10 protein-coding genes, 1 rRNA gene and 1 riboswitch are annotated in these 12,512 nt (G+C 55.1%); of the genes, 4 read left to right on the top strand and 7 right to left on the bottom strand.

Annotation, left to right across the window (positions count from 1 at the left end; translation table 11 throughout):
* From NUX24_RS18085 to btuB, 3 genes are all read right to left on the bottom strand, one after another.
* A 16S ribosomal RNA gene (locus NUX24_RS18085) occupies nucleotides 1–66 on the bottom strand; the annotation flags it as partial.
* A gap of 382 nt (nucleotides 67–448) precedes the next feature.
* A complete protein-coding gene (murI, locus tag NUX24_RS18080; protein WP_047653055.1) occupies nucleotides 449–1,300 on the bottom strand; it encodes a glutamate racemase in 852 nt (283 codons plus the stop codon).
* Nucleotides 1,245–3,092 (bottom strand): TonB-dependent vitamin B12 receptor BtuB, encoded by a 1,848-nt coding sequence (gene btuB, locus NUX24_RS18075; RefSeq protein WP_047653053.1) that lies wholly within the window; start codon nucleotides 3,090–3,092, stop codon nucleotides 1,245–1,247. Before btuB ends, murI begins: the two co-directional genes overlap by 56 nt.
* A gap of 65 nt (nucleotides 3,093–3,157) precedes the next feature.
* A riboswitch (cobalamin riboswitch) is annotated at nucleotides 3,158–3,334 on the bottom strand.
* Between the two features lie 104 nt (nucleotides 3,335–3,438).
* On the opposite strand from btuB, the gene trmA reads away from it, so the two are divergent.
* Nucleotides 3,439–4,539: a tRNA (uridine(54)-C5)-methyltransferase TrmA gene (gene trmA, locus NUX24_RS18070; RefSeq protein ID WP_047653051.1), complete on the top strand. Its 1,101-nt coding sequence runs from the start codon at nucleotides 3,439–3,441 to the stop codon at nucleotides 4,537–4,539.
* A 79-nt stretch (nucleotides 4,540–4,618) separates the two neighbouring features.
* Here the strand turns inward: trmA and NUX24_RS18065 are convergent, their stop codons facing one another.
* Nucleotides 4,619–4,978 carry a YijD family membrane protein gene (locus tag NUX24_RS18065; protein ID WP_008501783.1) on the bottom strand — a complete coding sequence of 120 codons (360 nt, stop codon included), beginning with the start codon at nucleotides 4,976–4,978 and terminating at the stop codon, nucleotides 4,619–4,621.
* Nucleotides 4,979–4,987: 9 nt separating this feature from the next.
* The gene (gene fabR, locus NUX24_RS18060; RefSeq protein ID WP_008501784.1) at nucleotides 4,988–5,626 is read right to left on the bottom strand and encodes an HTH-type transcriptional repressor FabR; all 639 of its coding nucleotides are present in this window, start codon (nucleotides 5,624–5,626) and stop codon (nucleotides 4,988–4,990) included.
* 196 nt (nucleotides 5,627–5,822) lie between these two features.
* Between fabR and sthA the strand changes: the two genes are divergently transcribed.
* Complete coding sequence (gene sthA, locus NUX24_RS18055) at nucleotides 5,823–7,223, top strand: Si-specific NAD(P)(+) transhydrogenase (RefSeq protein ID WP_039265649.1); 1,401 nt, start codon at nucleotides 5,823–5,825, stop codon at nucleotides 7,221–7,223.
* Here sthA and oxyR read toward each other — a convergent pair.
* Nucleotides 7,206–8,123: a DNA-binding transcriptional regulator OxyR gene (gene oxyR, locus NUX24_RS18050; RefSeq protein ID WP_023309664.1), complete on the bottom strand. Its 918-nt coding sequence runs from the start codon at nucleotides 8,121–8,123 to the stop codon at nucleotides 7,206–7,208. The genes sthA and oxyR overlap by 18 nt on opposite strands.
* A gap of 489 nt (nucleotides 8,124–8,612) precedes the next feature.
* Between oxyR and ppc the strand changes: the two genes are divergently transcribed.
* Both ppc and NUX24_RS18040 read left to right on the top strand, forming a co-directional pair.
* The gene (gene ppc, locus NUX24_RS18045) at nucleotides 8,613–11,264 is read left to right on the top strand and encodes a phosphoenolpyruvate carboxylase (protein WP_047653049.1); all 2,652 of its coding nucleotides are present in this window, start codon (nucleotides 8,613–8,615) and stop codon (nucleotides 11,262–11,264) included.
* Between the two features lie 54 nt (nucleotides 11,265–11,318).
* Nucleotides 11,319–12,167, top strand: a complete 849-nt coding sequence (locus NUX24_RS18040) for an AraC family transcriptional regulator (protein ID WP_257833231.1) — start codon at nucleotides 11,319–11,321, stop codon at nucleotides 12,165–12,167.
* Here the strand turns inward: NUX24_RS18040 and NUX24_RS18035 are convergent.
* Nucleotides 12,154–12,510, bottom strand: a complete 357-nt coding sequence (locus tag NUX24_RS18035; protein WP_047653047.1) for a PTS fructose-like transporter subunit IIB — start codon at nucleotides 12,508–12,510, stop codon at nucleotides 12,154–12,156. The genes NUX24_RS18040 and NUX24_RS18035 overlap by 14 nt on opposite strands.
* Between the last annotated feature and the right edge of the window lie 2 nt (nucleotides 12,511–12,512).

Below are 12,512 nucleotides of genomic sequence, written 5' to 3'. Positions count from 1 at the left end.
CTCGACTTGCATGTGTTAGGCCTGCCGCCAGCGTTCAATCTGAGCCATGATCAAACTCTTCAATTTAAGTTTGATGCTCGTGAATTAAACTTCGTAATGAATTACGTATGTTCACTCAGAGACTTGGCATTCATTTTTCGTCCGAGGACGTTAAGAATCCATGTCACTTTGAGTGCCCACACAGATTGTCTGATAAATTGTTAAAGAGCAGTTGCAACGCGGCGTTAAGCTCACCGTTGCGAGGTCCCGTATATTACGTTTTCCTCATTCAGAGTCAAGCGATTATTTTTGCTTTCTCTGCCGGCGTTCATCTCTGAACCCCGCTAACCCGGCGGCCTGTAAGCCGTTGTTCCGTGTCAGTGGAGGCGCATTATAGGGAGTTCTCAGACGTTGACAACCCCTCTTTTAAAAAAAACTTTCAACCGTCTCTTTTTTGCTCAAAACCGTGCTACAGCGCCAGTTTTTCGAGCGTTTCAAAGCCATAACGGCGTAAAACGGGTAAAAGTTGCTCAGTCTCTTTCGTGATGGCCATACAAAACGCAATATTCGCATCGATAGATTTCGCATCCGGCGCTTCATGCTCCAGCAACCAGGCCGTACGACGGGCGATAGCCGCACCGGAATCCACCAGGCGCGTTCCCTCCGGGAACACCTCTAATAGCTCTTCCTGTAATAGCGGGAAGTGGGTGCACCCCAGCACAACGGTATCCGGGGGTTCAGGCATGCGCAGCCACGGACGAAGAATACGACGCAGCTCGTCGAGTGATACCGCCTTTCCATGCAGCTTCGCTTCAGCCATCTCCACCAGTTCAGCCGAACCAAGCATCGCAATCTGGCATTCGTTGGCAAAACGGTCGATCAGTTCGCGGGTATAAGGACGCTTTACCGTGCCTCGCGTTGCCAGCAAACCCACAATGCCGTTCGCCGTCAGGCGCGCGGCTGGCTTTATTGCAGGAACGACGCCCACAACCGGGAACGGGAATTTTTCACGCAGGGCGGGAAGAGAAACCGTGCTCGCCGTATTACAGGCGATGACGGCCAGCGCAAGGGGATAGCGCTTTTGTACCGCGGTGACGATTTCAACCACACGCTCAACAATAAAATCTTCGCTCTTTTCCCCATACGGGAAAGCGACGTTATCGAAGGCGTAGATGTAATGGAGATCCGGCAGAAGATGCCGAATCTCATCATAGACCGAAAGCCCACCGACGCCGGAATCAAACACCAGCACGGTGGGACGCGGGTTAGAAGGTGTAGCTGCCAGACAAGGTGTATTCCCGTCCTGCAGTTTGGTAGCCATAAACTGTCTCGTAATCTTTATCGAACAGGTTGGCTATTTTACCACGAACTGTGAGATGTGAGGTGACAGGATACGAAACTGCGACATCCCACAGGCTGACACCGCCCATTTTTACTTTCTCAGACGGATAAGCACCAAAGTCAGTGTCGTAACGCGTACCGAGATAGTGATAAGTCAGGCTCCAGTCGAAATCATAGATCTGCGTATCGAGCTGATATTTCACCTGCTGTTTAGCACGACGGTCCAGAAGTTCGTTGGTTGCGGCATTGCGGGCATCCACATAGTCGTAGCCTACAGTATGCGTCAACGGACCCGTATCAAACGATGCCGTCGCTTCCACACCTTTAATGCGCGCTTTACCGACGTTGTAATATTGCTGAAGGTTATTATCGAAGTCGATGAGATTATCAACGTCATTACGGTAGCCAGAAACGCGCCAGCTCACGCCCGCCGTCAGGCCTTCAAACGCACCTTCCCACTGCTTGCTCTCTTCTGGATCAAGATGGTCATTGCCATAGAAACCATAGAGTTGTCCCAGATTCGGTGCTTTATAGGCCGTACCATACGAAGCAACGAAGCGGTAACCCTCCACGAACTCCCAGGCCGCACTACTTTGCCAGGTGCCATGGCGACCGAACTGAGAGTTGTCATCGCTGCGAACCGCTCCTTCCAGAGTGAAGTCACCAAACTGCTGCAACCCGGTCAGGTAAAGGCCGGTGTTACGCAGGTCGTAGCCGTTGGTCACGTAGTTTGTACCCGGCTCGGTGCTCTGCTTCTGCCAGTCAACGCCCGCGCCAATGTTTCCATGGCCAACATCAACGGAGTTGATCCACTGGACGTTGTACTGTTTGATTTCATCCAGAGTGGCTGTCGAATCGTAGCGGCCCAAATTTGGGTCGTAGTTATAGTCCTTGCTGTGGCTATAGCTGGTGAGCAACTGTGAATGGAAGATGTCATCGTTGAAGCGCAATCCTGCATCCCAGGTCTGACTATAGAGCTGGCGGGTATCGACCAGTACGTCAGGGGTAAATGAACTGTAGTAACCGTCGTAGGCAGTACGGTTGCTGTAGCCAAAGCCGCGAACAAATCCGCTCCACTGCTCCGAGAATGCGTGATCCACTGCACCATAGAGCGTTTTATTCATAAAGCCGTCGCGATCGGTCTGGGCAAGGCCACCATTGTTGCCGTCTGCAACCACATCAAACCCTTTGGTATAGGTGTAATCACCCGCAAGCGTGACGCGCGTGCTGTCGCCCAATGTTTGCTGAGTACTGCCGCCATAATTCTGGTAACCATGCGACCCTACACCTGCATTCAGCGTGGTACCGTCCTTCGCGCGAGTAGTAATAATGTTTACGACTCCGCCGATCGCGTCCGAGCCGTATACCGCCGAACGCGGTCCACGAACATATTCGATACGCTGCACCAGGGAGATCGGGAACTGGCTGAGATCGGATGACCCCGTAACGCCAGCCTGGTTAAGGCGGATCCCATCAACAAGGATCAGGACGTGGCTGGAGTTGGTGCCACGTATAAAGAGAGAAGAGAGTTGCCCCATCCCACCACTTTGCGCCGTATCCACGCCGGGCAGGCGACGCATAACATCCAGGACTGAGGTTGATTGCCAGCGGTCAATATCGGCACGCGTAACAACCGTGTTTGCAGCCAGAATAGTTTTTTCAGGTTGTTCAAAACGATTTGCCGTCACCACCAACGAGTCGGCGCTATCCTGCGCCCAGCCCGAAAATGCCGTGACGGACAACGCCGTCAACAGCGATACTTTTTTAATCATTGTTAAAGCATCCACAATATAAGAAGGATGCCGCAGGCCTCATCGATAGCACGCGATGATGAAACCAAATGCGACGTGATCCCGGCAGGTCTTCGGGCTAGGTGGCTATATAAGGATGAAGACTTCCCGTTTTCACAGTGTCTACAACGCTCATCCCGCCAGTCTTTACCGCTGCGCGTCAGCTCCAGATTTACACTGGATTCCCTTTTCACTCTCAGGAGACCGGAAACAGAATGCTACAATTAGACACGTATAGATGTCCAGACAGCTATTGGCCATTAAATCTGGACATCCCCTGAACAATGCCTACAATCGCCGCGTAATTCTTTATCACTCAGGACGCATCATGACCCCAGAACACCTCCCGACAGAACAGTACGACGCGCAGCTGGCAGAGAAAGTTGTCCGCCTGCAAAGTATGATGACGCCTTTCAACGCGCCCGTTCCCGAGGTGTTCCGCTCTCCTGTCAGCCACTACCGCATGCGCGCCGAGTTCCGCATCTGGCACGACGGTGACGACCTGTACCACATCATTTTCGATCAGCAGACGAAATCCCGTATTCGCGTCGACAGCTTTCCGGCGGCGAGCGAGCTCATTAACCAATTGATGACGCTGATAATGGACGGCGTGCGCAACAATCCGGTACTGCGTAACAAGCTGTTCCAGATTGACTACCTGACCACGCAAAGCAATCAGGCGATTGTCTCTCTGCTGTACCACAAAGCGCTTAACGACGAGTGGCGCGAGCAGGCAGAAGCGCTGCGCGATGCGCTGCGCGCGCAGAACATCAACGTTCACCTGATTGGCCGCGCGACAAAAACCAAAATCATGCTGGATCAGGACTACATCGACGAACGCCTGCCGGTGGCAGGTAAAGAGATGGTGTATCGTCAGGTCGAGAACAGCTTCACCCAGCCGAATGCCGCGATGAACGTGCAGATGCTGGAGTGGGCGCTGAAGGCGACGGAAGGGTCAACGGGCGATCTGCTTGAGCTCTACTGCGGTAACGGCAACTTCTCGCTGGCGCTGGCGCGTAACTTCGATCGCGTTCTGGCGACGGAAATCGCCAAGCCGTCGGTGGCTGCCGCGCAGTACAACATCGCCGCTAACCATATCGACAACGTGCAGATTATTCGTATGGCCGCGGAAGAGTTTACGCAGGCCATGAACGGCGTACGCCAGTTTAACCGCCTGGAAGGGATCGATCTCAAGAGCTACCAGTGTGAGACAATTTTTGTCGACCCGCCGCGCAGTGGCCTGGACAGCGAAACCGAGAAGATGGTGCAGGCGTACCCGCGTATTTTGTACATCTCCTGTAACCCGGAGACGCTGTGCAAGAACCTCGAAACATTAGGCCAGACACACAAGGTTGAACGTCTGGCGCTGTTCGATCAGTTCCCGTATACACACCATATGGAGTGCGGCGTTTTACTTACCGCACGGTGATCTGTAGGCCGGATAAGCGTAGCGCCATCCGGCGTTTTTGGCAGGTGGCGCTTCGCTTACCTGCCCTACAAATAATTCATTACTCTGGTAACTGGCTTTTACGGCTACGCATGCGCGAGCCAATCCAGAACACCAGCGCCACAGACAGTACCGCAGGGAAGAAGTTAGAGCCGATATCCGGATACTCCGCGCGAACCACCGTGCTATACAGCAATACGCCCAGAATAAAGCAGGCAGCGGCCAGCCCCGGTAACCCCACCGGCATGGTGCGGTTCAGGTAACGTTGATGCAGGCAGTAAACCGTCAGCACCAGCGCAATAAGCGGGAAAATCGAAAATGGAACGATTGAGCTAAAAATAGCGGCAAACGTACCATTAATGGATAAGCCAGCGATCAATGCCAGCAACAGCGTCCCTTTATCCTGACCTGACTGTTTCATTACTCACCTTCACTCTTCGGTTTGATGTGCCAGTTTCTCTTGTTCACGGCGATACCAGTAGTACGCGCCTTTGGAGATCATCCTGAGCTGCAATACCAGTCGCTCTTCAAGCTGCTTGCGTTGTTCAATGCTGACGTCCAGCGCTTCGGCACCCGCGCTGAAAACAATCGTCACCATCGCCTCGGCCTGTGCTTCAGTAAACGCCCGCGGCATATGGTTTTCGAGTTCAAGATAGTCGGCAAGTTCCGCGATGAAGTGCTGAATTTCACGCGCGACGGCGGCACGAAACGCCGCCGATGTGCCCGAACGCTCGCGCAGAAGCAGACGAAACGCGTTGGGGTTATTGCCGATAAATTCCATAAAGGTCGATACGGAGGTGCGGATCACGCTGCCCCCTTTGGCGATACGCTGACGCGCCTGGCGCATCAGCTGGCGCAGCATCAGACCGCTCTCGTCGACCATGGTCAGGCCCAGTTCATCCACATCACGGAAATGACGATAGAAGGACGTTGGCGCAATCCCGGCCTCGCGTGCGACTTCGCGCAGGCTCAAACTGGCAAAACTCCGCTCAGCACTCAGTTGACTGAATGCGGCTTCCACCAGCGAACGCCGGGTTTTCTCTTTTTGTTGTGCTCTTACGCCCATCACGATAGTTGAATCCTTCCAAAGGCCTGATGGCACTATACCAGAGAATAAAATTAATCTGTTTGCCTGGCTTTGTGAATGATTGTTTACGTGCGGTTTGTGCTCCACTGCCCGAAAAAAGCACAACGATAATTGGGTTACTCTGCCAATGATGTTATGATTCTGTTGCTTTTATGTATAAGAACAGGTAAGCCTTACCATGCCACATTCCTACGATTACGACGCAATAGTTATTGGTTCCGGCCCCGGCGGCGAAGGTGCAGCTATGGGTCTGGTGAAACAGGGAGCCAGAGTAGCGGTCATCGAGCGCTACCATAATGTCGGCGGCGGTTGCACCCACTGGGGCACCATCCCGTCGAAAGCCCTCCGCCACGCCGTTAGCCGCATTATCGAATTTAACCAGAACCCTCTTTACAGCGACCACTCCCGACTTCTTCGTTCATCCTTTGCTGACATCCTGAATCACGCGGATACCGTTATTAACCAGCAGACACGCATGCGTCAGGGATTTTATGAGCGTAACCACTGTGAAATTTTGCAGGGCAACGCGCATTTTGTGGATGAACACACCCTGGCACTCGAATGCCATGACGGTTCGGTTGAAACCATCACGGCTGAAAAATTTGTGATCGCCTGCGGCTCACGCCCTTACCATCCGGCCGACGTGGACTTCTCGCATCCGCGCGTCTACGACAGCGACTCGATTCTGAGCCTGCACCATGAGCCACGCCACGTCATTATCTATGGCGCAGGGGTCATTGGCTGCGAATATGCGTCGATCTTCCGCGGAATGGACGTCAAAGTTGACCTGATCAACACCCGCGACCGCCTGCTGGCATTCCTCGATCAGGAGATGTCGGACTCCCTCTCCTACCACTTCTGGAACAGCGGCGTGGTGATTCGCCACAACGAAGAGTACGAGAAAATTGAAGGCTGTGACGACGGGGTGATCATGCACCTGAAGTCCGGTAAGAAGCTGAAAGCCGACTGCCTGCTGTACGCCAACGGTCGTACCGGCAACACCGATTCACTGAAGCTGGAAAATATCGGGCTTGAGACCGACAGCCGCGGTCAGCTGAAGGTCAACAGCATGTACCAGACCGCGCTACCGCACGTTTACGCGGTCGGCGACGTGATTGGCTACCCAAGCCTGGCCTCAGCCGCTTACGACCAGGGACGCATTGCCGCACAGGCTCTGGTAAAAGGCGAAGCGACGGCGCACCTGATCGAAGATATTCCGACGGGCATCTATACCATCCCGGAAATCAGTTCTGTCGGGAAAACCGAGCAGCAGCTGACGTCAATGAAGGTGCCTTACGAGGTGGGACGCGCGCAGTTTAAACATCTGGCGCGGGCGCAAATCGTGGGGATGAGCGTGGGAACGCTGAAGATCCTGTTCCATCGCGAGACCAAAGAGATCCTCGGCATTCACTGCTTTGGTGAACGCGCCGCGGAAATCATTCATATCGGCCAGGCGATAATGGAGCAGAAAGGCGGCGGTAACACCATTGAGTACTTCGTTAACACCACCTTTAACTACCCGACCATGGCGGAAGCCTATCGGGTAGCTGCGCTGAACGGCTTAAACCGCCTGTTTTAACGCGCTGTCGAAATGGCCATCCATCGAACCACGGATGGCCTCTGCCAGCTGCTCATAGCGGCTGCGCAGCGGTGAACCCGGACGATACACCAGGCCGATAGTGCGGCGCGGCTCCGGCTTAATGCACGGCAGATAAACCACGCCATCACGTTTACGCTCGCGCGGCACGGCCAGCGCAGGCAGCAGCGTAATACCGCTTCCCGCCGCGACCATATTACGCAGCGTTTCCAGGCTGGTTGCGCGGAAATGGGTATCCTCATCCGCACCCGCTTCAAAGCAAAAGCCCATCGCCTGGTCGCGCAGGCAGTGGCCATCTTCCAGCATCAGCAGCTTTTCACCGGCCAGATCGGCCATCGGTACGCGATCGCGGTTCGCCCACGGGTGATCTTCATAGATCGCCAGCATCATCGGCTCATCGAACAGCGGCACTTCAATAAAGGCTTCACTCTCTTTCACTAGCGCCAGAATGGCGCAGTCGAGCTTGCCGCTGTCTAACTGCGCCAGCAGCTGATGGGTTTGCGCTTCATGCAGGTACATTTCGAGTTTCGGGAACGTCTGGTGCAGCATCGGAATGATGTGCGGCAACAGGTACGGGCCAACGGTTGGGATCAGGCCAATATGCAGCGGGCCGGACATCGCTTCCCCCTGCTGGCTTGCCATTTCCTTGAGCACTTTGACCTCGCGCAGCACGGTGCGCGCCTGATCCACCAGCAGCAGACCTGCCTGTGTGAACAGAACCTTACGACTGGTGCGCTCCAGCAGCATCACGCCCAGCTCATCTTCCAGCTTGCGGATCTGGCCGCTCAGCGTGGGCTGGCTGACGTGGCAGGAGTCTGCCGCGCGGCGAAAGTGACGATGCTCAGCTAACGCTACCAGGTATTCAAGATCGCGAATATTCATTATTCATCCTCCGTCGCCACGATAGTTCATGGCGATAGATAGCATAGCAACGAACGATTATCCCTATCAAGCATTCTGTTGAATAATACACCACATAGACGAGGCGGCACGTGTTTGACCCTTGACGTCCCCGCTCCGTCAGCGAGTTTCTCTCAAAACTCGAACAACTAAAGCCAACGTGAACTTTTGCGGACCCCGTGGTCCGCATTTTTTTTGCGGAAAAAAGGCCGGACATACAAACAAAATGGCAACAGAAGTTACCATTTTTAGCGTTTACTCCCTTTCCCCTGTACATTTTCATAAGCATCTCTTATCTGACGCAATGCGAATTAAATTTCGTAAATTGCCCTCATTTATTCGTTTGCTGAACCGTTTTCGCAGCAATTGACGACGGGGGTTTTACGTGGCTTTATAAAGGGAGATGACAAAATAATGTCCAGAAAATTTTCGCCTGGGCATAAACAAAAATGATGGGGTGACTGGGTTTTTATGAACGAACAATATTCCGCGTTGCGTAGTAATGTCAGTATGCTCGGCAAAGTGCTTGGAGATACCATCAAAGACGCGTTGGGGGAGAACATCCTCGACCGCGTTGAAACCATCCGCAAGCTGTCTAAATCTTCCCGTGCCGGTAACGAGGCCAGTCGTCAGGAGCTGCTCACCACCTTGCAGAACCTCTCTAACGATGAGCTGCTGCCCGTTGCACGCGCATTCAGCCAGTTCCTGAACCTGGCCAACACCGCTGAGCAATACCACAGCATTTCGCCAAATGGCGAAGCGGCCAGCAACCCGGAAGTCATTGCCCGCACCCTTCGTAAACTGAAAGACCAGCCAGACCTCAACGAAGCCACCATCAAAAAAGCGGTGGAGTCGCTTTCGCTGGAGCTGGTGCTGACCGCACACCCCACCGAAATTACCCGTCGCACCCTGATCCACAAAATGGTGGAAGTGAACAACTGTCTGAAGCAGTTGGATAACAAAGACATTGCCGACTACGAACGCAACCAGCTGATGCGCCGTCTGCGCCAGCTGATTGCCCAGTCCTGGCACACCGATGAAATTCGTAAGCATCGCCCAAGCCCGGTCGACGAAGCCAAATGGGGCTTTGCGGTGGTGGAAAACAGCCTGTGGGAAGGGGTGCCTAACTACCTGCGCGAGCTGAACGAACAGCTGGAAGAGAACCTTGGCTACCGCCTGCCGGTCGACTTTGTTCCGGTGCGCTTCACCTCCTGGATGGGCGGCGACCGCGACGGCAACCCGAACGTGACCGCAGAAATCACCCGTCACGTCCTGCTCCTGAGCCGCTGGAAAGCGACCGACCTGTTCCTGAAAGACATTCAGGTGCTGATCTCCGAACTGTCGATGGTTGAAGCGACGCCGGAACTGCGCGCGCTGGCCGGAGAAGAAGGCGCCAGCGAGCCGTACCGTTTCCTGATGAAGAAACTGCGTGGTCAGCTGATGGCCACTCAGGCCTGGCTGGAAGCGCGCCTGAAAGGCCAGCGCCTGCCAAAACCAGAAGGTCTGCTCAGCCAGAACGAACAGCTCTGGGAGCCGCTGTATGCCTGTTATAAATCACTTCAGGCGTGCGGGATGGGCATCATCGCTAACGGCGAACTGCTGGACACCCTGCGCCGAGTGAAGTGTTTCGGCGTGCCGCTGGTGCGTATCGACGTGCGTCAGGAAAGTACCCGTCATACCGAAGCGCTGGGCGAGCTGACCCGCTATCTCGGCATCGGCGACTATGAAAGCTGGTCCGAAGCCGACAAACAGGCCTTCCTGATCCGCGAGCTGAACTCGAAGCGCCCTCTGCTGCCGCGCAACTGGGAGCCAAGCAACGAAACCCGCGAAGTGCTCAACACCTGTAAAGCGATCGTGGACGCACCGAAAGGATCGGTGGCCGCCTATGTGATCTCTATGGCGAAGACGCCGTCCGACGTGCTGGGCGTTCACCTTCTGCTGAAAGAAGCGGGAATCGACTACGCCCTGCCGGTCGCCCCGCTGTTTGAGACCCTCGACGACCTGAACAACGCCAACGACGTCATGACCCAGCTGCTGAATATCGACTGGTACCGCGGCTTTATTCAGGGCAAACAGATGGTGATGATTGGCTATTCCGACTCCGCGAAAGATGCGGGCGTGATGGCGGCATCCTGGGCGCAGTATCAGGCGCAGGACGCACTGATCAAAACCTGCGAAAAAGCCGGTATTGAACTGACCCTGTTCCACGGACGCGGTGGCTCGATTGGCCGTGGCGGCGCACCTGCACACGCAGCGCTGCTGTCACAGCCGCCGGGAAGCCTGAAAGGCGGCCTGCGCGTCACCGAGCAGGGCGAGATGATCCGCTTCAAGTACGGTCTGCCGGAAGTGACCATCAGCAGCCTGTCGCTCTATACCAGCGCTATCCTGGAAGCAAACCTGCTGCCACCGCCGGAGCCGAAAGCATCCTGGTGCCATATCATGGACGAGCTGTCTGATATCTCCTGCGATCTGTACCGCGGCTACGTACGTGAAAACAAAGATTTCGTTCCTTACTTCCGCTCGGCCACGCCTGAGCAGGAACTGGGTAAACTGCCGCTGGGTTCACGTCCTGCGAAGCGCCGCCCAACCGGTGGCGTAGAGTCTCTGCGCGCGATCCCGTGGATCTTCGCCTGGACGCAGAACCGCCTGATGCTGCCCGCCTGGCTGGGTGCCGGTGCCGCGCTGCAAAAAGTGGTGGAAGACGGCAAACAGAGCGAACTGGAAACCATGTGCCGCGACTGGCCGTTCTTCTCTACCCGTCTGGGCATGCTGGAGATGGTCTTCTCGAAAGCCGACCTGTGGCTGGCGGAATACTACGACCAGCGTCTGGTGAAACCAGAGCTGTGGGCGCTGGGTAAAGAGCTGCGCGAACTGCTGGAAGGCGACATCAAAGTGGTGCTGGACATTGCCAACGACTCACATCTGATGGCGGACCTGCCGTGGATTGCCGAGTCTATTCAGCTGCGTAACATCTACACCGACCCGCTGAACGTCCTGCAGGCAGAACTGCTGCACCGTTCGCGTCTGGCGGAAGAAGAAGGTAAAGAGCCGGACCCACGCGTTGAACAGGCGTTGATGGTGACAATTGCGGGCGTTGCTGCGGGTATGCGTAACACCGGCTAATACTTTATGCCCGGCGGCGCTACGCTCGCCGGGCAATACCCTGGTATCTTCACCATGCACCACGACATTGCCCACATCCTGACTGACCTGATCAACGGCATAAAGCCGCTGCGTCAGGTGCATTTTGCAAACCCAGCGATCTCCGCCCCCGAACTTGCCTTGCAGGTCGATTTTCCGCGTCTGGAGATCGTGATCGAAGGTTCGATGAAAGACATGGCTGGCTGCGTTTTACAGCGGGGTGATGTCTTATACGTCCCAGCTGGCGGCTGGAATAATCCACAATGGCAAGCCCCCGCAACAACGCTGAGCATCCTGTTTGGCAAACAGCAGCTTGGGTTTAGCCTTCTACACTGGGATGGAGTAGACGTTCGTAACCTGGCGAAGCAGCACGTTGCCCGCCGCGGTCCGCGCATTGGCTCGCTTCTCTTACAGACGCTCCATGAAATGCAGATGCAACCGCACGAGCAGCAAACCGCACGGCTGATTATCGCCAGCCTGCTTAGCCACTGCGTCGACCTGCTGGGGAGTCAGATCCAAACCGCCTCCCGCAGCCAGGCTCTTTTTGAAGCGATTCGGGTCTATATTGACGAGCACTACGCCACTCCGCTTACCCGGGAATCCGTTGCGCAGGCGTTTTATATCTCCCCAAACTACCTGTCGCATCTGTTTCAGAAAACGGGCGCAGTGGGTTTCAATGAGTATCTGACTCAGACCCGACTGGAACACGCGCGCCAGCTGTTGAAAGGGTATGATTTAAAAGTGAAAGAGGTGGCCCATGCCTGCGGATTTGTCGACAGCAACTATTTCTGCCGGTTATTTCGCAAGAACACGGAGCGTTCGCCGTCAGAATACCGTCGCCAGTATCATAGCCAGCTCACCGGGAAAGCCGTCAGTCCAGAATGACCTGAGTATGCTGCGGAGCGGCTAATATCTTACGCACCGCCCCCATCACCTTTTGTGGATCACGTAAAAAGGCGCTAATACCGCACTTCACGTAGCGCGCATTCTCGAAACGCTCACTGCCCGCCAGTTCTATATCGGTAATCAGCAATACGACATCGGCACGCCGGATGTCCTCTTCCGTAAGCTCGCTCTCGACGCCCAGCGCTCCCTGCGTCTCGATGTTAACGTTCCACTTCTCCTGCTGGCAAAGCTTTTCCAGCCGTTCGGCAGCCATATAGGTATGTGCGACGCCACTGACGCACGCGGTCACCGCCACCAGATGACGTCCCGTTATCACTGTCATAT

The organism is Enterobacter sp. HG048 (assembly GCF_024702055.1).
Classification (GTDB): Bacteria; Pseudomonadota; Gammaproteobacteria; order Enterobacterales; family Enterobacteriaceae; genus Enterobacter; species Enterobacter dykesii.
This window is presented reverse-complemented; position numbering and strand designations above follow the sequence as displayed.